Raw genomic sequence first — 22,765 nt, forward strand, 5'->3', positions numbered from 1 at the left:
AACGCGAGTAACGAGGGATCATTGTCGGCAGACGCACGTCCTAACGACATTCAGCCGAATGGCTAACGCGGATGCGAAGCCGCCCCGCGCGACATCAAAGCGACTACAGTTGGGACTACAGCGAAGTCATTCCCGCGCCGCCTGGCGTGTGCCGATTGCGCGTTATTCGTAAGCTTGTCGAAAGCAGAAAAACCCTGGCGGCTATAATCGCGGGACTGTTTTTCCGGTACTCCTATGCAAGCCACGTCTCCTGCGTCCCCGCCGCCCGCGCCGAAACAGCGCAAACGTCCGTTATGGCTGAAGCTGATCCTCGGCTTTGTCGGGTTGATCGTGGCGGGCATCGTATGCGTGGCGCTGGTGCTCGGCTATGCGCTCGTCGTCGCGACGCCGAACCTGCCGTCACTCGATGCATTGACCGACTATCAGCCCAAAGTGCCGCTGCGAATCTATACGGCCGACCACGTGCTGATCGGCGAATTCGGCGCGGAGCGGCGCGACATCGTGCACATCCAGGATGTGCCCGACAGCCTGAAGAAAGCGATCCTCGCGATCGAGGACGCGCGCTTCTATGAGCACGGTGGCGTCGACCTCACCGGCATCGCGCGAGCCGGCTTCGTCGCGCTGACCAACGGACATGCGACGCAAGGCGCGAGCACGATCACGATGCAGGTCGCGCGCAATTTCTTTCTGTCCAGCGAGAAGACGTACACGCGCAAGATCTACGAGATGCTGCTCGCGTACAAGATCGAGTCGAAGCTGAGCAAGGATCAGATTCTCGAGGTGTACATGAATCAGATCTATCTCGGTCAGCGCGCGTACGGTTTCGCGAGTGCCGCGCGCGTGTACTTCGGCAAGGATCTTAAGGACCTGACGCTCGCCGAATCGGCGATGCTCGCCGGTCTGCCGAAGGCGCCCTCCGCGTATAACCCGGTCGTCAATCCGAAGCGTGCGAAGGTGCGCCAGGAGTACATCCTGCAGCGCATGTACGAATTGCACTACATCACTCAGGAACAGTACGACGAGGCGAGCCGGCAGCGGCTCGTCGTGAAGGGCATGGGCAAGGAGTACAGCGTGCACGCGGAATACGTCGCGGAAATGGTGCGGCAGATGATGTACGCGCAGTATCGCGAGGAAGCCTACACGCGCGGCCTGAACGTCGTGACCACGATCGACTCGGCCGATCAGGACGTCGCCTACCACGCGGTGCGCAAAGGCCTGATGGACTACGAGCGCCGTCACGGCTATCGCGGCCCGGAGGCGTTCATCGATCTGCCGGCCGACGCCGACGAGCGCGAGCAGGCCATCGACGACGCGCTGCTCGAACATCCCGACAATGGCGAAATCATCGCGGCCGTCGTCACGGCGGCGAGCCCGAAGCAGGTCCAGGCGGCGTTCATCGACGGCAATGTCGCGACCATTCAGGGCGACGGCCTGCGCTATGCGCAGTTCGCGCTCGGCCCTCGCGCGCAGCCGAATCAGCGCATCCGGCCCGGCGCGATCGTGCGGCTCGTGAAGAACGACGAGGGCGACTGGTCGATCACGCAATTGCCCCAGGTGGAAGGCGCGTTCATCTCGGTGGTGCCGCAGGACGGTGCGATCCGCTCGCTGGTCGGCGGCTTCGACTTCAACAAGAACAAGTTCAATCACGTGACGCAGGCGTGGCGTCAGCCGGGCTCCAGCTTCAAGCCGTTCATCTATTCGGCGTCGCTCGAAAAGGGCCTCGGGCCCGCCACGATCATCAACGACGCGCCGCTCTTCTTCAGCGCCGCCGAAACCGGCGGCCAGGCGTGGGAGCCAAAAAACTACGGGGGCGGCTTCGACGGTCCGATGACGATGCGCACCGCGCTGCAGAAATCGAAGAACCTCGTGTCGATCCGCATCCTGAACCAGATCGGGCCAAAGTACGCGCAGCAATACATCACGCGGTTCGGCTTCGACGCGGACCGCCATCCCGCCTATCTGCCGATGGCGCTCGGCGCGGGTCTCGTGACGCCGCTGCAAATGGCCGGTGCGTTCTCGGTGTTCGCCAACGGCGGCTACCGGATCAATCCGTATCTGATCGCGGAGGTCACCGATCAGCGCGGCATCGTCGTCGCGCACGCGCAGCCGCTCGTGGCCGGGCAAAGCGCGCCGTTCGCGATCCAACCGCGCAACGCCTACGTGATGAACAGCCTGCTGCAAAGCGTCGCGCAGCACGGCACCGGGGCGAAGAGCAACGTGCTCAAGCGCACCGATCTTGCCGGCAAGACCGGCACGACCAACGATTCCCGCGACGCGTGGTTCGCCGGCTATCAGCACACGCTCACCGCGATCGCGTGGATCGGCTACGACAACCCGCGCAGCCTCGGCGACAAGGAAACCGGCGGCGGCCTGGCGCTGCCGGTGTGGATCGAGTACATGGGACGCGCGCTGAAGGGGGTGCCCGAGTACAAGATGCCACGCCCCGACGACGTCAGCGAAATCGGCTCGGAGCTTTATTTCGACGAGTTCACACCGGGCCACGGCTTCATCGCGACGGTCGGCGTCAGTCAGGCGACGCTCGATGCGGAGGCGAGCGCGGCAGCCGCCGCGCCGGAACAGGTCGGCGAACAGGAAAAGCAGGACATCATGAATCTGTTCCGCGGGCACTGAGGCTGCGTCGATGTCCCGCTAGAAAAGAAAAAAACCGCCGCGTTCGTTACGCGGCGGTTTTGTTTTGAGAGCGTCTCGCGCTGATTACACCGCGCTCATAGCGCGGCGATCCGCACCGGCTCGCCAGCCTGCTGCGTCGCATACTGCGACAGCGCCGCGAAAAACTCCGCGCCGCTGCGCGTGTCGCGCCATTCACCGTCGACGAAACGGAAGTGGAAACCGCCGGCCTTCGCCGCGATCCAGATCTCGCTCAGCGGCGGCTGAAGGTTGACGATGATCTTCGTGCAGTTCTCGAATTCGAGCGTCAAAACGTTGCCGCTGCGCTCGAGCTCGATGTCGGCGTCGATGTCGTCGAGCGCGCTCTCGATGGCGGCCAGCACGGCTTCCGCACGGGTCAGGTAATCACTATCGGACATGCTAAACTCCATCGATTATTCATTCAGGGACAGTCATGCGAGTCGTAACTCGGATGCGCGCGGCAGCGCCCGGCCGCGCGATTGTAGCGGTTTTAGTCATTCTCGCAGGTTGTGCGCTTACCGGCTGCGGCCAACGCGGCTCACTCTATCTGCCGACCGTACCGCCGATGCCTGCCCCGCCGGCTCACCGCACGCAAACGCCATCGACCGATCGAACGCAACCGGCTAGCGGCAGCGCGGCCGACACGGGTTCGATCCCGGACACCTCGGGCACGCCGCTCACGCTCGCCCCCGAAGACCAGCTCGCGGCGCCGCCCGCTTCGGCGGCATCGGCTCCCGCAGTGCCGCTGCCCGCCTCTGCCGTCCCTTCCGTTCAATAAGACTTTCGCATGACTCGATCCGCATTTGACTACGTCGACGGCGTATTGCACGCCGAAGGCGTGTCCGCCGTTTCCCTCGCCGAGCAGTTCGGCACGCCGCTCTACGTCTATTCACGCGCCGCGCTCACCGCTGCGTGGAACGCCTATGCGGGCGCCTGCGCGGGGCGTCGCGCGAGCGTGCACGTGGCCGTCAAGGCCAACAGCAATCTCGCGGTGCTGAACGTGTTCGCGCGCCTCGGCGCGGGCTTCGACATCGTGTCGGGCGGCGAGCTCGCGCGCGTGCTCGCGGCTGGCGGCAAAGCGGAAAACACCGTGTTTTCGGGCGTTGGCAAGCAGGCAAGCGAAATGCGCGACGCGCTCGCGGCGGGCGTCAAATGCTTCAACGTCGAATCGATTCCCGAACTCGACCGCCTCAACACGGTGGCGGGCGAGATGGGCAAGAAAGCGCCGGTGTCGCTGCGCGTGAATCCCGATGTCGATGCGAAAACGCATCCGTACATTTCCACCGGACTCAAGACCAACAAGTTCGGCGTCGCGTTCGAAGATGCGCGTGCCACCTACCAGGCGGCCGCGGCGATGTCGAATCTCGAGGTGATCGGCATCGACTGCCATATTGGCTCGCAGATCACCGAAGTCGCGCCCTATCTCGACGCGATCGATAAGGTGCTGGAACTCGTCGAGCAGATCGAGCAGGACGGCGTGTCGATTCGCCATATCGACGTCGGCGGCGGTCTGGGCATCACCTACGACGACGAAACGCCGCCGGAAATCGGTGAGTTCGTGCGCACGGTGCTCGATCGCATCGAAGCGCGCGGCCACGGTCACCGCGAAGTCTATTTCGAGCCGGGCCGCTCGCTGGTCGGCAATGCGGGCATGCTGCTCACACGTCTCGAGTTTCTGAAGCCGGGCGAGGACAAGAACTTCGCGATCGTCGACGCGGCGATGACCGATCTCGCGCGCCCCGCGATGTACGACGCCTATCACGCCATCGAGCCGGTCGTGAAGCGCGACGTCCCCGCGCATGTGTACGACGTGGTCGGCCCGGTCTGCGAAAGCGGCGACTGGCTCGGCCGCGAGCGGCTGCTCGCGGTCGAACCCGGCGATCTGCTCGCGATCCGCTCGGCCGGCGCGTACGGCTTCGTGATGAGCTCGAACTACAACACCCGTGCGCGCGCCGCCGAGGTGATGGTGGATGGTACACAGGCGCATGTGGTTCGCGCGCGCGAAGAGCTCAAGCAGCTGTTTGCGGATGAAACAATACTGCCGGCGTAAACGTCAGTCCCTGCGGCAGAGCGCGAAGGTCGAGCGCAGCAACGAAAACGGCGATGCCACGGTGGCATCGCCATTTTTATTTGAAACAGCGTGACGCCAATAAACTCGCCATCATCGTCGGCGCGTTCCCATCCTCCGCTCACGTATCCACACCACCAGCCGCCATCCCAGCAACGCGATCATCACCGCGCCGTAGATCTTCGGCAGCAGCAGGTCGTGCTTGCCCGCCTTCATCCACCAGAAATGCAGGATCGCGAGCACGCCGATCGCATAGATCGCGCGATGCAGCGTTTGCCAGCGACGTCCGAGCTTGCGCACCATCGCGCGCGGCGACGTGACCGCGAGCGCGATCAGCAGCACGAACGCCGCGAAGCCCACCGTGATGAACGGCCGCTTGCCGATGTCCTTCAGAATCTCCGCAACATCGAACCACTTGTCGAACCACAGGTACGTGGTGAAATGCAGCGTCGCGTAGAAGAACGTGTAGAGCCCGAGCATGCGGCGCAAACGCACGAACGCGGCGACGCCGGTCAGACGGCGTAGCGGCGTCACCGCGAGCGTGATGCACAGGAACACGAGCGTCCACAGGCCGGTCGAGCGCGTGATGAATTCAATCGGATTCGCGCCGAGCCGGTCGGTCAGGCCGAACAGCACGAGGCGCGCGAGAGGATAGAGCGCCGCGATAAAGACTGCGACTTTGGTGGGCACGACCCAGCGCGCGCCGCCGGTGGAACGCGGCTTCGCCGCCGACGACGTCCGCCGCGTCGCAGGCTCGGTGCGGGTGACAGTTTGCGTATCGGAAACCATCGCGCTCGCCCTAGAAGTTCTTCTTCAGGTCCATGCCCTGATAGAGCGACGCGACCTGATCGCCGTAACCGTTGAACATCAGCGTCTTGCGTTTCGGCGTGAAAAAGCCGTCTTCGCCGATGCGCCGTTCAGTGGCTTGACTCCAGCGCGGATGATCGACATTCGGATTCACGTTCGAATAAAACCCATATTCGTTCGACGCGTACGTGTTCCAGCTCGTCGGCGGCTGCTTCTCGACGAAGCGGATTTTCACAAGCGACTTCGCGCTCTTGAAGCCGTACTTCCACGGCACCACGACGCGCACCGGCGCGCCGTTCTGATTCGGCAGCACCTGGCCGTAGAGGCCCATCGTCAGTAGCGTCAGCGGATGCATCGCCTCGTCCATCCGCAGGCCTTCGGAGTACGGCCAATCGAGTATGGGTGCCGACAACCCTGGCATCTGCGACGGATCGGCGAGCGTGATGAACTGCACGTACTTTGCATTGCCGGTCGGTTCGACGCGTTTGATCAGCTCCGACAGCGAGACGCCGATCCACGGCACCACGATCGACCAACCTTCGACGCAGCGATGCCGGTACACACGCTCCTCGAGCGGCGCGAGCTTCAGCAGATCGTCGATGTCGTACACCTTCGGATTCTTGATCTCGCCCTCGACGCTCACCTTCCACGGATGCGGCCGCAACGTGCCCGCGCGCTGCGAGGGGTCGGATTTATCGGTGCCGAACTCGTAGAAATTGTTGTAGGTGGTGATGTCCTTGTACGGCGTGATCTTGTCGAGCGCGACGAACCTGGTGTTGGTTTTCGCCGCGAGCTTCTGCGCCTTCGGATCGGGCGACGAGTAGGTCGCGAGCGCCTCGCCGCTCACGCCGATCAGGCCGCCGAGCGCCATCGCGCCCGCCGCCTGCAGGATGCGTCGCCGGTTCTCGAACACGTGCCGCGGCGCGATTTCGCTGCGCGCGATGTCATCGCCGGTCAGTTGAATTCTGTCGCTTCGCTTGATCCACATCGTGCTACTCCTTGCCGGCCCGCCGCGTCGCGCGCGTTGCGGAGCCTTATTGATGATCGCCCCTTTGGGGGCGTCTGTCATCCATGGGTAGTTGCTCTGGTGCTCGACTGGCGAACACCGGGGAGCAACGAATATTCCATCGGCCATAAAAAAACCGCCGGTGCGAAAGCACGCGGCGGTTCTTAGTCGGTTCAGCGCGGCGGATCTTACAGCTTGCCGTAGCTATGCAAGCCCGACAGGAACATGTTCACGCCGAGGAACGCGAAGCTCGTGACCAGCAGCCCGGTCAGCGCCCACCACGCGGCGAGCGCGCCGCGCAGGCCCTTCATCATACGCATGTGCAGCCAGGCCGCGTAGTTCAGCCACACGATCAGCGCCCACGTCTCCTTCGGGTCCCAGCTCCAGTAGCCGCCCCAGGCTTGGGCGGCCCACAGCGCGCCGAGAATCGTCGCGATCGTGAAGAACGCGAAGCCGACCGCGATCGACTTGTACATCACGTCGTCGAGCACGTCGAGCGCCGGCAGACGATCCGCGAGCACGCCGCGTTCCTTCGCCAGATATGCGACGCCGACCATCGCCGACAGCGCGAAGCTGCCATAGCCGATGAAGTTCGCCGGCACGTGAATCTTCATCCACCAGCTTTGCAGCGCCGGCACGAGCGGCTGGATCTGCTGCGCGTCGCGCGCGACCGAGTACCACATCAGGAAGCCGACGGCTGCGCTGATCACGAGCAACACGAACGCGCCGAGCGCGCGCGTGTTGTAGTGCTGCTCGTAGTACAGATAGAACAGCGCGGTGATCAGGCTGAACAGCACGAACACTTCATAGAGGTTCGAAATCGGAATATGGCCGACGTCCGCGCCGATCAGATACGACTCGTACCAGCGCACCATCATGCCGACGAAGCCCATCAGCACCGCCGCCCACGTCATCGTCGAGCCGATCGCGGCGCCGGTCGGCGAGCGCGACAGCAGCGCGATCCAGTAGAACCCGGTCGCGAATACGAAGAGCGCGCTCATCCACAGGATCGCGGACTGGCTCGACAGGAAATACTTGAGGAAGAAAGCGTTGTCGGCGCGGCTCAGATCGCCGTGGTAGATCTGGATTGCGAGCAGCGACAGCGCGGCGATTCCCACCATCAGCGGACGCACCGGCTTCCAGCGCCAGCCGAGCACGACGAAAACCGGCACCGAGCACATCAGCACCAGTTTGTCGTAGTAGTTCATGAACGGGTAATAGCGCGACAGCGCGAACCCGGCGCCCCCGACAAGCACGAGCGCGAACAGCCAGTCGACGATACCCAGGCGTTTCAGGAACGGCCGTTCGTCGAAGTTCGGGAGTTCGGGCGTGCTGCTCGCAAACGCCTTGTCGGCGCGTGAAGCAGAAGAAGAGGAAGAGGAGGAAACCTGAGTCAAGTCCATGATCTTACCGGGTCGAATCCTGTGAGCTTGCCGACGCAGCGGCGGCCTGACCGGCCGGGCTGGCATCGGCTGCTTCGATGAGTTTCGCGCCCAATGCGGCGCTCACGGCGGCCCGCGTCTGGACGAACTCTTTCTCGAAGTCTAGCGTCTTACGCGCGCTCGACATCGCCATTACGACGCTCGTGCCGTGGTCCGTGTCCTTGAGCCAGAACCACAGACGCCGTTCGCGAACGTAGAACATCGAGAAGATGCCCAATACGAGAAGCAGGCTGCCAAGATACACGACTTTTTTGCCCGGCGCGCGCGTCAACTGAAATACCGAAGCTTGCACCTGCTTGAATGAGTCAAGCTGCAAATAGACCGGCGATCCATACAGAAAGCTGTCGGAAATCGCATTAAGCGAACTCTGGATGAAGCGGCTCGTGTCCGCATCGGCCGGCGCGGCGGGCTCGCCGAGCCGCTGGCGCGACAGTTGCCACAAGTCCCACGTCACGCCTTCGAGCATGCGAAGCAGCAGGCCCGCCGCCTTTTCCTGCTCGCCCTTCGGTACCGAGCGGTCGATAAACCCAGCGACCGCCTGGAAGCCGCCGAGCGTTTCGCCATTCGGCATCTTCATGCTGCTGTCGGCGCCCGCAAAAAGGGTCAGCACGCGCAAGGCGCTTTCCTCCAGATGTTGCTGCAACTCCGCATTTGAACCCGGCACCGAACGCTGCGCGAATTGATGAGCGGCGATGGCCCGTTGGTTCGGGTCTTCCAGCGTGGCGCGCAGATTCATCCATTCCTTGAGCGTGCCGCCGCTGTCGGCGGGAATGCGCAGGTAGCGGAACGGGTCGTCGGGATTCAAGCGCATGCCGGCGAGGAACATTTTCTCGCCGTTCACGTCGACGGGCAGCATGTAGTTGTTGTACTCGCGCGCCTGGCCATCCTTGCCGCGAATCTTGTACTGCACCGACGGGCCGACGTTGTGCAGATCGAGCGGCTTCGACGTTTTCGCGCCGGAGCCGAGGCGCTCGTCGAACGCCTCCTTCAGCGAGTGCTGCGCGACAACCCCGCGCGCATCGTTCTGCCCGTTGCCGTTCGAGATGTTTTCGACGTTGATCGCGCGGAAGTCGGTGAATTCGACGGTCTGGCCATCGGCCAGCGGCGTGGCCGAGCTCAACGGCGCGCTGCCGCCGATCGTGCCGCCAAACGGCGCGGGCTTTGCACTCGGGCCGGACATCGGGAAGGCAGTCATCTGCATCTGCGAGCCGCCGTCCTGGAAGCTCGATTGATAAATCGACACGCCGTCGTATTCGAACGGCTTGTTGACCTCGACGCGCGCCGGCACGCGCGCGCCGGTCTTGTGATCGATCACGACGATGTCGCTCGCGAACAGCTTCGGCATGCCGGTCGAGTAGTAATCGACGATGAACTTGTTGAGCTCGATCGAAAACGGCAGGTCCTGGATCAGCGAACCATTGGGCTGATTCAGGATCGCGGTCGACACGTGCTGCCCTTCGGGTACCCACGCGTAGCCGCGGAACGTCGGGTTCGATTGCGACAGCCGATGCTCGGGCGAAATCTCGTTGATCACCGTGTTCGAGTTGATCGGCGACTTGTCGAACAGCCACATTTGCAGCTTGATCGGCAGATTGCTGTCGAGCAAGCCGCCGAGGCAGATCACGACGATCGCGAGGTGCGCGGAGATGTAGCCGAACTTCGTCAGCGCGCCACGCTTCGCGGCGATCAACGTCGCGCCGTCCGACTCGCGCGTGACGAACTTGTAGCCGAGCTTCGTCGACAACCTTGCGAGCACCGCCGCCGACTGCGCGCGCGTGCCGTGCACCGCGAACTCACCCTTGTGATGGAACGCGCGCAGGCTGCCTTCTCGAACCTTGTCCTTCCAGCTCTTCGCGTCGGCGACCATCTTCGGCGCATTTCGGATCACGCAGAGCGACACAGACACCATCAGGAAGCCGAGAATCAGCATGAACCACCACGAGCTGTACACCGTGTAGAGGCTCAGCGCGCGGAAGATGTCCGCCCAGAACGGACCGAACTGGTTGACGTAGTTGGGATACGGATCGTCCTGCGTGAGGACGGTACCGATGATGCTGGCGATCGACAGAATGACGAGCAGCGCAATGGCGAAACGCATCGAGCTCAGGAGCTCGATGGCGCTGCGCATGACGCGATTGCCCGACTTCGACTGCAGACCCGACGTGGTGACGCTCATTCAATCTCCGACTGAACAGCAAAAAAGGGTGAAGGGCTGTCGTAGCGACGACACCCTCACCCTTTTCTTGTTTTTCACCGGCCTCGCCGGGCCGGTTGGATTTGCGCGGACGAAGCGCTTAATGCAGGCCCGCGATGTAGTCGGCAACCGCTTTGATTTCGTTGTCCGACAGACGCGATGCTATCGCATGCATCGCGTCGTTGTTATTACGAGCGCCCGGACCTTGCGTGAACGCGGTCAATTGCGTCACCGAGTACTCGGCCCACTGCCCCGACAGGCGTGGATACTGGATCGGAATGCCCTGCCCCGTGGGCCCGTGACAGGCCGCGCAGGCCGGCACCCCGCGGTCGGCAATCCCACCGCGATAGATCTGCTGCCCCACCGCGACGGTCTTCTTGTTGTGCGCATAGCCTGGCTTTGGCGTCTGCGTCGAGAAGTAAGCCGCGACGTTGATCATGTCCTGATCGGAAAGCGCGGCGGCCATGCCCGCCATGATCGCATTGTTGCGCGCGGCCTGTTTGGCGCCCGGCTGCGCCTTGAAATCTCTGAGCTGCTTGACGAGGTACTCAGGATGCTGGCCCGCCAGTTTCGGGTATGCGCCGCCGGCACTGTTGCCGTCTGCGCCGTGACACGACGCGCATACCTGTACCGCGATTGCCTGCCCCCGATTGATGTCCGGCTTTGCCGGATCTGCTGCTCGTGCCTGAATTGCCAAACCTGAAAGACCTGCCGTTACATGAAGCACCATCAGAGTCTTGCACAGTCGATTCATTCGCACACCCTGTCTCGTCTTGTGGGATTTTAGATGTTCTGCAAAGTACGACGACGGCGACCGAGTGACCGCCAGGAGCCGCCAAGGCACGTGGGGCGGCCTCCTAAGGTTTTCAGTAAACCATCGTATTGTACAATAACTCGCTAATCGCTTAGACGCCAGTCGGGCTTGACCCCGTCCCCGCTGCGGGCTCCGCAGCTTCTCCAATCTGGCTTCCACCATGCCCTTCCTGCTCCACGAATCCCGCTTCTATACCACCGTCAATCATCTGCGCGACCTGCCGGCCACCGCGCAGCCCGAGATCGCTTTCGCGGGACGCTCGAACGCGGGCAAATCGACCGCGATCAACGTGCTCTGCAATCAGAAGCGACTTGCATTCGCAAGTAAGACGCCTGGCCGCACGCAGCACATCAATTATTTTTCGGTTGGCAAGGCGGATGAGCCGACCGCCTATCTGGTCGACCTGCCGGGCTACGGTTATGCGGAAGTGCCGGGTGCGGCGAAGGCGCACTGGGAAGCGCTGCTGTCCACGTATCTGCAATCGCGCTCGCAACTGCGCGGCATGATCCTCATGATGGATTCGCGCCGCCCTCTGACGGATCTCGATCGGCGCATGATCGAGTGGTTCGCGCCGACCGGCAAGCCGATCCACACGCTGCTCACCAAATGCGACAAATTGACGCGTCAGGAAAGCACGAACGCGTTGCGCACCGCGCAGAAGGGACTGGCCGAATATCGGGCTGCGGGCTATCGCGGCGAACTCACCGCGCAACTGTTTTCGGCGCTCAAGCGAACGGGGCTCGATGAAGCGCATGAGCTGATCGAGAGCTGGCTGATCCCGGAGGCAGCGGGCGAAACAGGCGAAACGCCGGCCGCGGGCTGAACGCATATCAGTGCAGGAATCCCGCGGCACGCGTGATATGCCTGTAAAACCCACGTCAGAGCGCGTTTGCGGCCGCGCATAAAAAAACCCGCCGCTTGAACGGCGGGTCAAACAGCCTAATCGAAAAACGACAGGCACCCGCTCAGGGAGGAGAAGCGGGGAGGTCAGCGCTAGGCGCCTTGCTCGATCGGTATGATATACCATTGTCTCGAAAAGTTTCCGGGAGCGGAGCCAGGTGCTATTTGTCCACTCCACCTATCCACGATCTTCGATTCGATATGAGCTTCTACCCGCACTACCGTCCGCGCCGCATGCGCCGTGACGACTTCTCGCGTCGCATGATGCGCGAAAACCTCCTCACGACCAACGATCTGATTTACCCCGTGTTCATCGTCGAGGGAACCAACGTGCGGCAAGCCGTGCCGTCGATGCCGGGCGTCGAGCGCGTGTCGGTCGATCTGCTGATGGGCGTCGCCGGGCAGTGCGTCGAACTGGGCGTGCCGGTGTTGTCTCTGTTTCCCGCGATCGAGCCCTCGCTGAAGACGCCCGAAGGCCGTGAAGCGGCCAACCCGGCGGGCCTGATCCCGCGCGCGGTGCGTGAGTTGAAGAAGAATTTTCCGGGGCTCGGCGTGCTCACCGACGTGGCGCTCGATCCGTATACGAGCCATGGTCAGGACGGCGTGCTCGACGAAGCCGGCTACGTGATCAACGACGAAACCGTCGAGATCCTCGTCGAGCAGGCTCGTGCGCAGGCGGAAGCCGGCGTCGACATCGTCGCGCCGTCGGACATGATGGACGGACGCATTGGTGCGATCCGCGAAATGCTCGAGAGCGAGGACCACATCCACACGCGCATCATGGCGTACGCGGCGAAGTACGCTTCGGCGTTCTACGGCCCGTTCCGCGATGCCGTCGGTTCCGCGACGAACCTCGGCAAGAGCAACAAGATGACCTACCAGATGGACCCGGCAAATTCCAACGAGGCGCTGCGCGAAGTGCAGGCCGACATCAACGAAGGCGCGGACATGGTGATGGTCAAGCCGGGCATGCCGTATCTGGACATCGTGCGTCGCGTGAAGGACGAGTTCCAGTTCCCCACCTACGTGTACCAGGTAAGCGGCGAATACGCCATGCTGAAGGCCGCCGCGCAGAATGGCTGGCTCGATCACGACAAGGTGATGATGGAATCGCTGCTCGCGTTCAAGCGTGCAGGCGCGGACGGCGTGCTGACGTATTTCGCGCTGGATGCCGCGAAGATCCTGCGTTCGCAGAAGTAAGCCAGGCGCGGTTTAGCGCGCGGCCGTCGAGAAAAAAACGGAGGCGAACCTTAGGGTTTCGCCTCCGTTTTTTTGTGCTGCCGTTTGCGAAGCGGCGGTCTTGCAACGCCCCGCGGCCTTCGATTACACCCCCGATGCACTCGCCCGATCCAGTGTGCGCAGGAATTTATCCGCCGATTCGTAGCCGACCTCCCGCAGCACTTCCTTGCCACCCTGATCGAAAAAAATAATCCCCGGCGGCCCGAACAGATTGAAGCGCTTGAGCAGCGCCTGGTCGTCGGTATTGTTCGCAGTGACGTCGGCGCGCAGCAGATTCATCTGCTTCAGCTTCGCCTGAACGCGCGGGTCGCTGAAGGTGAATTTCTCCATCTCCTTGCAGCTCACGCACCAGTCCGCGTAAAAATCGAGCATGGCTGGCTGCGCCGCCGTTTTGACGGCCTGGTCGAGCTGATCCGATGAACGTACCGGCGCGAACGTCAATTCGCTTTGCGGCGCCGTTGCGGCCGCGCTGGAGCCATCCTTCGCGATGCTCGCCTGATTGCCGACGCGAGCCGCGAGCACCGCCAGCGGTCGCAGCGGATCCAACGATCCCGCCGCGAGGCCAACTAGAAGCGCGGCTGCCCAAACCGCCATCACGACGCCGACCGCCCGCCCAAGCCGGTGCCATATCGAGGCGCCTGCAACCGGCTTGGAAAACAGGCCGAGCGCAACCGCGGCGATCAGCAGCCAGAGGGCGCTCAACAGCATCGACGCCGCCCCGCCGAGCACCGGCCAAACAATCCACAGCGCCGCGGCCAGCAGAACGACGCCAAAGAACACTTTTACGCTGTCCATCCACTTGCCCGCGCGCGGCAGCAGTGTACCCGCGCCGAGGCCAATGATCAGCAGCGGCAGCCCGAGCCCGATGCCCATCGAGAACAGCGCCGCGCCACCGAGCACGGCGTTGCCGGTATGCGCAATGAACGCGAGCACCGCAAAAAGCGGCGCGGTCATGCAGGCGCCGACCACCAGCGCCGACAGCGCGCCCATCACGGCGACCGCGGTAAATTTGCCACCCGAGCGTCCCGCTGACGCGCTCGACATGCGATCGCGCCAGCGCGGCGGCAGTTCGAGATCCACACCGGCGATCAGCAGCAGCGCGAAAATCGTCAGAAGGCCGGCGAACGCGCCGAGCACCCACGGGTTCTGCAGCCATGCGCCGAGACTCTGCCCGACGAGTGCCGCCACGACACCCAGCACCGTGTACACGAGCGCCATCCCGACTACATACGCGAGCGACAGCGCGAAGCCACGCCTGCGCGTAACGCGCGCTCCCTCACCGATGATGATCGCCGACAGAATCGGAATCATCGGATACGAGCACGGCAGCAAGCTCAGAATGGCGCCGGCAACGAAATAAAGCCCGACGATCGCAAAAAAACCGCCACGCTGCAGCAGCGACTGCGCGTAATCGGCGCTGGTGGCGCGTTCGTACCAAGGTTCGTCGTCAGTGGCGGCGGATTGTTGCGCGGTTGGGGTCGCCGCCCCGCTGCCAGCCAGCTGCAGCGCCTCGCTGCTCACGTGGTACACGCGCTCCATCGGGGGGTAGCAGATGCCCGCGTCGGCGCAGCCCTGCGACGTCACCGCAAGATCGAACGGTCCGGCAGCCTGCTTGACCGGAATGCGAATCGTCAGCTCGTTGCGATACGTCTCGACATTCTTGTTGAATGTCTGATCGAACTTCACATGACCGCCTGGCAGTTCAGGCTCGCCAAGCGTCGCCGTGCCGTTGCGGGTCGCGAACGCGAAGCGCTCGCGGTACATGTAGTAGCCGTCCGCAATCTTGTAGGTGACGACGACTTGGCCGGGGGCCTCGGTCGCGCTGAACCGGAACGCGACGGACGGGTCGAGGAAGTCGTCCGCGGCGCGCGCGAGCGTGGCGACTTGCGCGAGCAACGCGCAGCCGAGCAGAAAGAATGCGGTGCGCAGCGCAGCGCGCGCGCGCCGGTCGAGACCGTTAAACATGAACAGGGCGTTGGGTTTCAGCAGTGATCCACTGGCCGTAGGCGGCGGAGGCCGTCGCTTGCCATGAGAGGATTTCCGGCGTGCCGTAGGGATGGTGAGCCTGAATGTATTGCTCCAGTTCGAGCGCGCGGGCGGCGCTGGTCTTGAACAGCAGCTGGATTTCCTGCGCGGTTTCGATCGCGCCCTGCCAGTGATAGCTCGACTGCACGCTGCCTAGCTGGGTGACGCACGCGCAAAGGCGAGCGGCGAGCGCGTCGGCTGCGAGCTTTTGAGCGCCGGCCGCATCCGGCACCGTTGTCAGCACCAAGGTCACATTCACACTCACACCAAGCTCCGGCGGCGCAGGATTTCGATCCCGATATCGTATCACCTGGCCCTGTCGCCCTGCAGGGCGCCACGCGGTGCGGCCGCGACATTTGGTCACTGCGAAGCGGCTTTCGCTATCAATGAAAAATCCGCCGCAGAAAACAAAAAAGCCAGGCGATGCGCCTGGCTTTTTGTCGAAGCAGAAAGCTTACTCAGCTTCTTGCACTTCCGTTTCTTCGACTTCCGGTCGGTCGAGCAGTTCGACCAGTGCCATCGGCGCATTGTCACCGACGCGGAAGCCGAACTTCAGCACGCGCAGGTAGCCGCCCGGACGGTTTGCGTAGCGCGGGCCGAGCACGTCGAACAGCTTCGTGACCGAGTCACGATCGCGCAGGCGGTTGAACGCCAGACGACGGTTTGCGAGCGACGGCTTCTTGCCGAGCGTGATCAGCGGCTCGACGACTTTACGAAGTTCCTTGGCCTTCGGCAGCGTGGTCTTGATGACTTCGTGCTCGATCAGCGAGTTGGACATGTTACGGAGCATTGCCAAACGGTGGCTGCTCGTGCGGTTCAGTTTCCGCAGACCATGACGGTGACGCATGTTAATTCCTTCAGTTCAAAGTTTTGGTCCAGCTCTTCTATCGCACTCGTTCTGCAGCATCGACTACAAACAGTGAGCGCACGGGCCGGTAGTGACAAAAGACAAGACGCGGATTTTAAAGGAAAATCCGCGCCTTTGCCAGTACAGTACAGCGGTGCAATTCGCGGGTCCACACCCGACCGAGTTGTCCGCTTACTTGTCGAGACCAGCCGGCGGCCAGTTTTCGAGCTTCATGCCGAGCGTCAGCCCACGCGATGCCAGAACTTCCTTGATCTCGTTCAGCGACTTGCGACCCAGATTCGGAGTCTTGAGCAGTTCGTTCTCGGTACGCTGGATCAGGTCGCCGATGTAGTAGATGTTCTCGGCCTTCAGGCAGTTCGCGGAACGAACCGTCAGTTCGAGATCGTCGACCGGACGCAGCAGGATCGGATCGATCTGCGGTGCGCGCGACGGCGCTTCCGCCGCTGCTTCGGTACCTTCCAGCGCCGCGAACACCGACAACTGATCGACCAGAATGCGCGCCGATTGTCGGATCGCTTCTTCCGGCGAAATCACACCGTTGGTCTCGATGTTCATCACGAGCTTGTCGAGGTCGGTGCGCTGCTCGACGCGAGCGCTTTCGACCGCGTAGCTCACGCGACGAACCGGCGAAAACGAGGCGTCCAGCACGATCCGGCCGATGATCTTGGCCGACTCTTCACCGTAACGACGCACATTGCCCGGCACATAGCCGCGGCCCTTTTCGACCTTGATCTGCACGTCGAGCTTGCCGCCCTTCGACAGATGCGCAATCACGTGATCGGGATTGATGACTTCGCAATCGTGTGCGAGTTCGATATCGCCGGCCGTGACCACGCCTTCGCCTTCCTTCCGCAGCGTAACCGTCACTTCGTCACGATTATGCAGCTTGAAGACGACGCCCTTCAGGTTCAACAACAGGTTGACCACATCCTCTTGCACACCGTCGAGCGTCGAATACTCGTGCACGACGCCTGCAATCGTCACCTCGGTCGGGGCATAGCCCACCATCGACGACAACAGCACGCGCCGAAGCGCGTTGCCCAAGGTGTGGCCATAACCGCGTTCAAACGGCTCCATGACCACTTTCGCGTGGCTTTCGCCAAGCGATTCAACTGCAATAATCTTGGGCTTCAACAAACTGGTTTGCATAGGTTTTCCTTTTCAATACCCTCGGCTCGTTACACCGATAAGGCTGACCGGTAACAACCTGAAAATAAACAGCCGAGACGCCCCCTTGCGCAACGCAATCAGGGCGCCCCGGCCGTCAATCCGATTACCGCGAATACAATTCGACGATCAGGCTTTCGTTGATGTCGCCAGCGATGTCGCTGCGTTCCGGCTTCTGCTTGAAGGTACCTTCGAACTTCTTCGCGTCGACCGCGACCCAGCTCGGCATGCCGCCTTGCTCAGCGAGCGACAGCGCCTCAATGATGCGAGCCTGCTTGCGCTTCTGTTCGCGCACGGCGACGACGTCCCCAGCCTTCACCTGCATCGACGGGATGTTCGTTACGACGCCGTTCACCGTGATTGCCTTGTGGCCAACGAGCTGACGTGCTTCAGCGCGCGTCGAGCCAAAGCCCATGCGATACACGACGTTGTCCAGACGCGATTCGAGCAGTTGCAGCAGGTTCTCACCCGTGTTGCCCTTCAGGCGGTCTGCTTCAGCGAAGTAGCGACGGAACTGGCGCTCGAGGACACCGTAGATACGCTTTACTTTTTGCTTCTCCCGCAGCTGAGTGCCATAGTCGGACGTACGTGCGCCCGAGGTACGGCCGTGCTGGCCGGGCTTGCTGTCAAGCTTGCACTTGTCAGCGAGCGAACGGCGCGCGCTCTTCAGGAAGAGGTCAGTGCCTTCCCGGCGGGACAGCTTGGCCTTGGGGCCGATATAACGTGCCACGTTGATTCCTTCTGTGATTTATCACGCGAATGCTTCCACTCGCGCTAGTCCGAACCCTTTGAGTCGAACGGTGGGCTTAGTCAATTCAATAACACGCGCAGCCCGCCACCGCGCAAGGCGGGAACAGGCGCTCGAAATACCAGCGTCTTAGATACGACGACGCTTCGGCGGACGGCAGCCGTTATGCGGGACCGGCGTCACGTCGGAGATCGCGGTGATCTTGATGCCAAGACCATGCAGCGCGCGCACCGCCGATTCCCGGCCAGGACCGGGGCCCTTGATCCGCACTTCGAGGTTCTTCACGCCGTATTCCATCGCCACGCGGCCAGCTGATTCAGCTGCGACCTGAGCTGCAAACGGAGTCGACTTACGCGAACCCTTGAAGCCCTGACCGCCCGACGTTGCCCAGGCAAGCGCGTTGCCTTGACGGTCGGTGATCGTGATGATGGTGTTGTTGAACGACGCGTGAACGTGAACCACGCCCTCGGCGACGTTCTTCTTGACCTTCTTGCGAACGCGTTGCGCCGCGGAGTTGTTCGAAGCCTTAGCCATTACGTTTTCCTGTAACTGTCAGTTCCGCTTACTTCTTCAGCGATTGCGCTGCACGACGCGGACCCTTGCGCGTACGGGCATTCGTACGCGTACGCTGGCCGCGCAGGGGCAGACCCTTACGATGCCGCACGCCACGATAGCAGCCGAGATCCATCAGGCGCTTGATGTTCATCGTCGTTTCACGGCGCAGATCGCCCTCAACGATGAACTTGCCGACTTCTTCACGCAGCTTTTCGAGGTCTGCGTCAGTCAGGTCTTTGACCTTCTTCGAAAATGCCACACCAGCAGCGACGCAAATGTCGCGCGAGCGCGTGCGACCGACACCGTAAATAGCCGTCAGGCCGATTTCAGTATGCTGGTGATTCGGGATGTTAACCCCTGCGATACGAGCCATTGTTTTTCCTCAAACAAAAAGCGCAAGCAAAAGCGCGGCGTTCAGCCTTGACGCTGTTTGTGGCGCGGATCAGAACTGCAAATCACGCGCACAACGCCTTTGCGCTTGATAATCTTGCAATTGCGGCAAATGCGCTTAACCGATGCCATCACTTTCATGATATTACCCTTTTTTCAAATCACTTCGCCCGGAACACGATCCGCGCACGCGACAGATCGTAAGGCGTCAATTCAACCGTCACCTTGTCGCCCGGCAAGATCCGGATGTAGTGCATCCGCATTTTGCCGGATATGTGTCCCAACACGACATGGCCGTTTTCCAGCTTCACCCTGAAGGTAGCATTAGGCAGGTTCTCGATTACTTCGCCCTGCATCTGGATAACATCGTCTTTGGCCATAAGTCCTTTCAACGCATCGGGACGCCGCCGCCTTTGAAATTAGCTTTCTTCAGCAGCGATTCATACTGTTGCGACATAACGTACGACTGCACCTGCGCCATGAAATCCATTGTGACGACGACAATGATCAGCAGCGACGTTCCACCAAAATAAAACGGCACGTTCCAGCGTAGCACCAGAAATTCAGGCAGCAGGCAAACGAACACGATGTAGATCGCACCGGCAAGCGTCAAACGCGTGAGGATGCGGTCGATATATCGCGCCGTCTGATCGCCCGGGCGGATACCTGGGACGAAAGCGCCGCTCTTTTTCAGGTTGTCGGCCGTTTCCCTGCTGTTAAACACCAGTGCAGTGTAAAAGAAGCAGAAGAAGACGATCGCCAACGCGTACAGCAACACGTACACCGGTTGACCGGGCTTCAGGGCTTCGGCAACGTTGTGCAACGTGTCTGCGAACCAGCTGGTACGCGAACCCGAACTGAACCAGTTCAGGATAGTTGCCGGGAAGAGAATGATCGACGATGCGAAGATCGGTGGAATCACGCCCGACATATTCAGCTTCAGCGGCAAATGCGAAGACTGGCCGCCGTAAATCTTGTTGCCCACCTGCCGCTTCGCATAATTCACAAGTATCTTGCGCTGGCCGCGTTCGATGAACACCACCACATAGGTCACAGCAGCAATCAGCGCGACGACGATAATCGCCGAGATGATGCTCATCGAGCCGGTTCGCACCAGTTCAAAGAGACCACCGATTGCGTTCGGGAAACCCGCCGCAATACCGCCGAATATGATGATCGAGATACCGTTGCCAAGCCCGCGCTCCGTGATCTGCTCACCCAGCCACATCAGGAACATCGTGCCGGTCACCAGCGTCACGACCGTCGTCAAGCGGAATACCATCCCCGGATCGATCACGAGGCCCGGCTGATTTTCCAGAGCGACGGCAATACCGAACGCCTGGAACGTCGCCAGCACAACCGTGAAGATCCGCGTGTACTGCGTAATCTTTCGCTGACCTGCCTGCCCTTCCTTTTTCAGCGCTTCGAGCTGCGGCGAAACAATCGCCAGCAACTGCATGATGATCGACGCCGAAATGTACGGCATGATCCCCAGCGCGAAAATCGTGAACCGCGAAAGTGCGCCACCCGAGAACATGTTAAACATGCCAAGGATGCCGCCCGACTGGCTTTGGAACAGTTTCGCCAGTTGGTCCGGGTCGATACCCGGCACCGGAATATGCGCGCCGATACGGTAGACGACTAGCGCCAGCAGCAGGAACACTGCTCGCCGGCGCAAATCGCCAAACTTCGCCGCGCTGCGACCGGGTTTTGCGAGACTCGGGCTGTTAGCCAAGTACCTTCTCCGATGCAAGTGCTAGTGACGGCAATTAACTCGCGCGTTACTCGGCAAAAGAGCCACCGGCTGCCTCGATAGCAGCACGTGCGCCCTTCGTCGCACCCAGACCTTTCACAACGACCTTGCGCTTGAGCTCGCCCGTTGCAATGATCTTGGCGCTACGGATCAGCTCGCCGACGAGGCCGGCTTGCTTGAGAGCCAGCAGATCGATTTCGTCGACCGGCAGCTTCTCCAGATCCGAGAGACGTACTTCACCGACGAATTCCTTCGTCAGCGAGGTGAAGCCACGCTTCGGCAGGCGACGTTGCAGCGGCATTTGACCGCCTTCAAAGCCAACCTTGTGAAAGCCGCCCGAACGCGACTTCTGACCCTTGTGACCACGGCCAGCGGTCTTGCCGAGGCCGGAGCCGATGCCGCGACCAACGCGGCGCTTTGCGTGCTTCGCGCCTTCGGCCGGCTTCAGGTTATTCAATTCCATTATCAACTCCTTGAGTCCTGGTCAGCCGCTTAGCTGATGACCTTAACGAGGTACGAAACCTTGTTGATCATGCCGCGCACAGCCGGCGTATCCTGCAACTCGCTAACCGAGTTGAGTCGGCGCAGGCCCAGGCCACGCACCGTTGCACGGTGCGATTCACGGGTGCCGATCAGGCTCTTGACGAGCTGGACCTTGACAGTTTTATCAGACATGGTGTCCACCTTTAGCCCAGAATTTCTTCGACGGACTTGCCACGCTTCGCAGCGATGTCGGCCGGCGTGGACTGCTTGCGCAGACCATCGAGCGTCGCACGAACGAGGTTGTAGGGGTTCGTCGAGCCGTGGCTCTTGGCCACAACGTTCTGCACGCCCATCACGTCGAACACGGCGCGCATCGGGCCGCCTGCGATCACGCCGGTACCGTCCTTCGCCGGAGCGAGGAGGACCATCGATGCGCCGTGCTTACCGTGCACTTCGTGTTGCAAGGTACCGTTCTTCAACGGCACCTTGAACATGTTGCGGCGAGCCTGTTCCATCGCCTTCTGGACAGCGACCGGCACTTCCTTCGCCTTGCCCTTGCCCATACCGACGCGGCCATCACCGTCGCCAACCACGGTCAGTGCAGCGAAGCCGAGAATACGGCCACCCTTCACGACTTTGGTCACGCGGTTAACCGCGATCATTTTTTCACGAAGGCCGTCGTCGCGTTCGTCAGCCTGAACTTTAGCTTGCATCTTTGCCATGACGAATTCTTCCCTTAGAACTTGAGTCCGGCTTCGCGCGCCGCGTCAGCCAGCGCTTTCACGCGGCCGTGGTAACGGAAACCCGAACGGTCGAAGGCGACGGATTCGATGCCGACAGCCTTAGCCTTTTCTGCAATGCGCTTGCCGATCAGGGTTGCAGCAGCAACGTTGCCGCCCTTTCCCGATTGATCGGCCAGTTGCGCACGCACTTCGGCTTCGAGCGTCGACGCGCTAGCGAGCACCTTGGTGCCGCACGGCGAGAACACTTGCGCATAGATGTGCGTGTTCGTGCGATGCACGGCGAGACGCGCGACCTGCAGCTCAGCGATCTTGATACGCGTCTGACGAGCGCGGCGCAGGCGAGATTGAGTCTTATCCATGATTGCGCACCCTTACTTCTTCTTCGTTTCTTTGAGGATCACAACCTCATCGGCGTAACGCACGCCCTTGCCCTTGTAGGGCTCCGGCGGGCGGTAGCCGCGCACTTCTGCAGCGACTTGACCGACTTGTTGCTTGTTGATCCCCTTGATCACGATTTCGGTTTGCGACGGGGTTTCTGCCTTGACGCCAGCCGGCATCTGGTGCACCACCGGGTGCGAGAAACCCAGCGACAGGTTCAGCTTGTCGCCTTGCGCTTGTGCGCGGTAACCGACGCCGACCAGCGTCAGCTTGCGCTCGAAACCCTTCGTCACGCCGTGCACCATGTTCGCAACCAGCGCGCGCATCGTGCCCGACATCGCATTCGCCTCGCGACTTTCATCGACCGGCTCGAACTTCAGCGTGCCGCTGTCGTTCACTACCTTCACGAGGCTGTTGGCAGCCTGCGAAATCGTACCCAGCGGACCCTTGACAGTAATGCTGTCGGCGCTCAGGGCCACTTCCGCGCCTTGCAGCGCGATTGGGCTCTTACCTACTCGAGACATGTTTCTCTCCTT

At 61.7% G+C, this 22,765-nt stretch carries 26 protein-coding genes; 5 read left to right on the plus strand and 21 right to left on the minus strand.

All coding sequences use genetic code 11. The features are described 5' to 3' along the window. Positions 1-234: 234 nt before the first annotated feature. Complete coding sequence (locus OKW40_RS15025; RefSeq protein WP_429490362.1) at positions 235-2,631, plus strand: penicillin-binding protein 1A; 2,397 nt, start codon at positions 235-237, stop codon at positions 2,629-2,631. Between the two features lie 95 nt (positions 2,632-2,726). Here the strand turns inward: OKW40_RS15025 and cyaY are convergent, their stop codons facing one another. After that, a complete protein-coding gene (gene cyaY, locus OKW40_RS15030; protein ID WP_429490364.1) occupies positions 2,727-3,047 on the minus strand; it encodes an iron donor protein CyaY in 321 nt (106 codons plus the stop codon). A 35-nt stretch (positions 3,048-3,082) separates the two neighbouring features. On the opposite strand from cyaY, the gene lptM reads away from it, so the two are divergent. Both lptM and lysA read left to right on the plus strand, forming a co-directional pair. Continuing rightward, a complete protein-coding gene (gene lptM, locus OKW40_RS15035) occupies positions 3,083-3,427 on the plus strand; it encodes an LPS translocon maturation chaperone LptM (protein ID WP_090802141.1) in 345 nt (114 codons plus the stop codon). Positions 3,428-3,436: 9 nt separating this feature from the next. Beyond that, positions 3,437-4,699 (plus strand): diaminopimelate decarboxylase, encoded by a 1,263-nt coding sequence (gene lysA / locus OKW40_RS15040; protein WP_429490366.1) that lies wholly within the window; start codon positions 3,437-3,439, stop codon positions 4,697-4,699. A gap of 111 nt (positions 4,700-4,810) precedes the next feature. On the opposite strand, the gene msrQ is transcribed toward lysA, so the two are convergent. The 5 genes from msrQ to OKW40_RS15065 all read right to left on the minus strand — a co-directional run bounded on the left by msrQ (position 4,811) and on the right by OKW40_RS15065 (position 10,920). Continuing rightward, entirely contained in the window at positions 4,811-5,506 is a 696-nt protein-coding gene (gene msrQ / locus OKW40_RS15045; RefSeq protein WP_429408110.1) for a protein-methionine-sulfoxide reductase heme-binding subunit MsrQ, read from the minus strand. Between the two features lie 10 nt (positions 5,507-5,516). Then, positions 5,517-6,512: a protein-methionine-sulfoxide reductase catalytic subunit MsrP gene (gene msrP, locus OKW40_RS15050; RefSeq protein WP_184065483.1), complete on the minus strand. Its 996-nt coding sequence runs from the start codon at positions 6,510-6,512 to the stop codon at positions 5,517-5,519. Positions 6,513-6,718: 206 nt separating this feature from the next. Continuing rightward, positions 6,719-7,933 (minus strand): c-type cytochrome biogenesis protein CcsB, encoded by a 1,215-nt coding sequence (gene ccsB / locus OKW40_RS15055; protein WP_429490367.1) that lies wholly within the window; start codon positions 7,931-7,933, stop codon positions 6,719-6,721. A gap of 4 nt (positions 7,934-7,937) precedes the next feature. Continuing rightward, positions 7,938-10,148 carry a cytochrome c biogenesis protein ResB gene (locus OKW40_RS15060; RefSeq protein ID WP_429490369.1) on the minus strand — a complete coding sequence of 737 codons (2,211 nt, stop codon included), beginning with the start codon at positions 10,146-10,148 and terminating at the stop codon, positions 7,938-7,940. Positions 10,149-10,266: 118 nt separating this feature from the next. After that, positions 10,267-10,920: a c-type cytochrome gene (locus OKW40_RS15065; protein WP_184036008.1), complete on the minus strand. Its 654-nt coding sequence runs from the start codon at positions 10,918-10,920 to the stop codon at positions 10,267-10,269. 220 nt (positions 10,921-11,140) lie between these two features. Here OKW40_RS15065 and yihA point away from each other — a divergent pair, with 220 nt between their 5' ends. Both yihA and hemB read left to right on the plus strand, forming a co-directional pair. Next, positions 11,141-11,803 carry a ribosome biogenesis GTP-binding protein YihA/YsxC gene (gene yihA / locus OKW40_RS15070; RefSeq protein ID WP_018420165.1) on the plus strand — a complete coding sequence of 221 codons (663 nt, stop codon included), beginning with the start codon at positions 11,141-11,143 and terminating at the stop codon, positions 11,801-11,803. 278 nt (positions 11,804-12,081) lie between these two features. Beyond that, on the plus strand, positions 12,082-13,080 hold the full coding sequence (hemB, locus tag OKW40_RS15075) for a porphobilinogen synthase (RefSeq protein ID WP_429356259.1): 999 nt from the start codon (positions 12,082-12,084) through the stop codon (positions 13,078-13,080). A 123-nt stretch (positions 13,081-13,203) separates the two neighbouring features. On the opposite strand, the gene dsbD is transcribed toward hemB, so the two are convergent. The 15 genes from dsbD to rplF form a co-directional block, all read right to left on the minus strand. Then, entirely contained in the window at positions 13,204-15,084 is a 1,881-nt protein-coding gene (dsbD, locus tag OKW40_RS15080; RefSeq protein ID WP_429490371.1) for a protein-disulfide reductase DsbD, read from the minus strand. Beyond that, positions 15,077-15,409, minus strand: coding sequence for a divalent-cation tolerance protein CutA (gene cutA / locus OKW40_RS15085; protein ID WP_090802155.1), 333 nt, complete (start codon positions 15,407-15,409; stop codon positions 15,077-15,079). The genes dsbD and cutA overlap by 8 nt, the downstream gene beginning before the upstream one ends. A 189-nt stretch (positions 15,410-15,598) precedes the next feature. Further along, a complete protein-coding gene (rplQ, locus tag OKW40_RS15090; RefSeq protein ID WP_013090750.1) occupies positions 15,599-15,991 on the minus strand; it encodes a 50S ribosomal protein L17 in 393 nt (130 codons plus the stop codon). Positions 15,992-16,183: 192 nt separating this feature from the next. Continuing rightward, positions 16,184-17,161 (minus strand): DNA-directed RNA polymerase subunit alpha, encoded by a 978-nt coding sequence (locus tag OKW40_RS15095; RefSeq protein ID WP_007730697.1) that lies wholly within the window; start codon positions 17,159-17,161, stop codon positions 16,184-16,186. Positions 17,162-17,285: 124 nt separating this feature from the next. Then, positions 17,286-17,909 carry a 30S ribosomal protein S4 gene (rpsD, locus tag OKW40_RS15100; protein WP_013090752.1) on the minus strand — a complete coding sequence of 208 codons (624 nt, stop codon included), beginning with the start codon at positions 17,907-17,909 and terminating at the stop codon, positions 17,286-17,288. Between the two features lie 147 nt (positions 17,910-18,056). Then, a complete protein-coding gene (rpsK, locus tag OKW40_RS15105) occupies positions 18,057-18,461 on the minus strand; it encodes a 30S ribosomal protein S11 (protein WP_006052224.1) in 405 nt (134 codons plus the stop codon). A gap of 28 nt (positions 18,462-18,489) precedes the next feature. Next, positions 18,490-18,855, minus strand: a complete 366-nt coding sequence (gene rpsM, locus OKW40_RS15110; protein ID WP_013589830.1) for a 30S ribosomal protein S13 — start codon at positions 18,853-18,855, stop codon at positions 18,490-18,492. Between the two features lie 41 nt (positions 18,856-18,896). Further along, the gene (rpmJ, locus tag OKW40_RS15115; protein WP_004199844.1) at positions 18,897-19,013 is read right to left on the minus strand and encodes a 50S ribosomal protein L36; all 117 of its coding nucleotides are present in this window, start codon (positions 19,011-19,013) and stop codon (positions 18,897-18,899) included. Positions 19,014-19,033: 20 nt separating this feature from the next. Beyond that, positions 19,034-19,252, minus strand: a complete 219-nt coding sequence (infA, locus tag OKW40_RS15120) for a translation initiation factor IF-1 (RefSeq protein WP_004521905.1) — start codon at positions 19,250-19,252, stop codon at positions 19,034-19,036. Between the two features lie 8 nt (positions 19,253-19,260). Beyond that, positions 19,261-20,607: a preprotein translocase subunit SecY gene (gene secY / locus OKW40_RS15125; RefSeq protein ID WP_090802158.1), complete on the minus strand. Its 1,347-nt coding sequence runs from the start codon at positions 20,605-20,607 to the stop codon at positions 19,261-19,263. A 46-nt stretch (positions 20,608-20,653) separates the two neighbouring features. Next, positions 20,654-21,088: a 50S ribosomal protein L15 gene (gene rplO / locus OKW40_RS15130; protein ID WP_075303261.1), complete on the minus strand. Its 435-nt coding sequence runs from the start codon at positions 21,086-21,088 to the stop codon at positions 20,654-20,656. A 29-nt stretch (positions 21,089-21,117) separates the two neighbouring features. Continuing rightward, positions 21,118-21,300 (minus strand): 50S ribosomal protein L30, encoded by a 183-nt coding sequence (rpmD, locus tag OKW40_RS15135; protein ID WP_008923335.1) that lies wholly within the window; start codon positions 21,298-21,300, stop codon positions 21,118-21,120. An 11-nt stretch (positions 21,301-21,311) separates the two neighbouring features. Then, positions 21,312-21,830, minus strand: a complete 519-nt coding sequence (rpsE, locus tag OKW40_RS15140) for a 30S ribosomal protein S5 (RefSeq protein WP_184065468.1) — start codon at positions 21,828-21,830, stop codon at positions 21,312-21,314. A 14-nt stretch (positions 21,831-21,844) separates the two neighbouring features. Further along, positions 21,845-22,210: a 50S ribosomal protein L18 gene (rplR, locus tag OKW40_RS15145; protein WP_134169729.1), complete on the minus strand. Its 366-nt coding sequence runs from the start codon at positions 22,208-22,210 to the stop codon at positions 21,845-21,847. A 12-nt stretch (positions 22,211-22,222) separates the two neighbouring features. After that, positions 22,223-22,753, minus strand: a complete 531-nt coding sequence (gene rplF / locus OKW40_RS15150) for a 50S ribosomal protein L6 (RefSeq protein WP_018420154.1) — start codon at positions 22,751-22,753, stop codon at positions 22,223-22,225. Positions 22,754-22,765 lie beyond the last annotated feature (12 nt).

Origin of the sequence: Paraburkholderia sp. RAU6.4a (assembly GCF_050435625.1) — a bacterium.
Classification (GTDB): domain Bacteria; phylum Pseudomonadota; class Gammaproteobacteria; order Burkholderiales; family Burkholderiaceae; genus Paraburkholderia; species Paraburkholderia tuberum.

Excerpts from the sequence above, each read along its gene's own strand:
- OKW40_RS15025 (WP_429490362.1), top strand. The coding sequence starts at position 235 with ATGCAAGCCACGTCTCCTGCGTCCCCGCCGCCCGCGCCGAAACAGCGC.
- cyaY (WP_429490364.1), bottom strand. The coding sequence starts at position 3,047 with ATGTCCGATAGTGATTACCTGACCCGTGCGGAAGCCGTGCTGGCCGCC.
- lptM (WP_090802141.1), top strand. The coding sequence starts at position 3,083 with ATGCGAGTCGTAACTCGGATGCGCGCGGCAGCGCCCGGCCGCGCGATT.
- lysA (WP_429490366.1), top strand. The coding sequence starts at position 3,437 with ATGACTCGATCCGCATTTGACTACGTCGACGGCGTATTGCACGCCGAA.
- msrQ (WP_429408110.1), bottom strand. The coding sequence starts at position 5,506 with ATGGTTTCCGATACGCAAACTGTCACCCGCACCGAGCCTGCGACGCGG.
- msrP (WP_184065483.1), bottom strand. The coding sequence starts at position 6,512 with ATGTGGATCAAGCGAAGCGACAGAATTCAACTGACCGGCGATGACATC.
- ccsB (WP_429490367.1), bottom strand. The coding sequence starts at position 7,933 with ATGGACTTGACTCAGGTTTCCTCCTCTTCCTCTTCTTCTGCTTCACGC.
- OKW40_RS15060 (WP_429490369.1), bottom strand. The coding sequence starts at position 10,148 with ATGAGCGTCACCACGTCGGGTCTGCAGTCGAAGTCGGGCAATCGCGTC.
- OKW40_RS15065 (WP_184036008.1), bottom strand. The coding sequence starts at position 10,920 with ATGAATCGACTGTGCAAGACTCTGATGGTGCTTCATGTAACGGCAGGT.
- yihA (WP_018420165.1), top strand. The coding sequence starts at position 11,141 with ATGCCCTTCCTGCTCCACGAATCCCGCTTCTATACCACCGTCAATCAT.
- hemB (WP_429356259.1), top strand. The coding sequence starts at position 12,082 with ATGAGCTTCTACCCGCACTACCGTCCGCGCCGCATGCGCCGTGACGAC.
- dsbD (WP_429490371.1), bottom strand. The coding sequence starts at position 15,084 with ATGTTTAACGGTCTCGACCGGCGCGCGCGCGCTGCGCTGCGCACCGCA.
- rplQ (WP_013090750.1), bottom strand. The coding sequence starts at position 15,991 with ATGCGTCACCGTCATGGTCTGCGGAAACTGAACCGCACGAGCAGCCAC.
- OKW40_RS15095 (WP_007730697.1), bottom strand. The coding sequence starts at position 17,161 with ATGCAAACCAGTTTGTTGAAGCCCAAGATTATTGCAGTTGAATCGCTT.
- rpsK (WP_006052224.1), bottom strand. The coding sequence starts at position 18,461 with ATGGCTAAGGCTTCGAACAACTCCGCGGCGCAACGCGTTCGCAAGAAG.
- rpsM (WP_013589830.1), bottom strand. The coding sequence starts at position 18,855 with ATGGCTCGTATCGCAGGGGTTAACATCCCGAATCACCAGCATACTGAA.
- rpmJ (WP_004199844.1), bottom strand. The coding sequence starts at position 19,013 with ATGAAAGTGATGGCATCGGTTAAGCGCATTTGCCGCAATTGCAAGATT.
- infA (WP_004521905.1), bottom strand. The coding sequence starts at position 19,252 with ATGGCCAAAGACGATGTTATCCAGATGCAGGGCGAAGTAATCGAGAAC.
- rplO (WP_075303261.1), bottom strand. The coding sequence starts at position 21,088 with ATGGAATTGAATAACCTGAAGCCGGCCGAAGGCGCGAAGCACGCAAAG.
- rpmD (WP_008923335.1), bottom strand. The coding sequence starts at position 21,300 with ATGTCTGATAAAACTGTCAAGGTCCAGCTCGTCAAGAGCCTGATCGGC.
- rpsE (WP_184065468.1), bottom strand. The coding sequence starts at position 21,830 with ATGGCAAAGATGCAAGCTAAAGTTCAGGCTGACGAACGCGACGACGGC.
- rplR (WP_134169729.1), bottom strand. The coding sequence starts at position 22,210 with ATGGATAAGACTCAATCTCGCCTGCGCCGCGCTCGTCAGACGCGTATC.
- rplF (WP_018420154.1), bottom strand. The coding sequence starts at position 22,753 with ATGTCTCGAGTAGGTAAGAGCCCAATCGCGCTGCAAGGCGCGGAAGTG.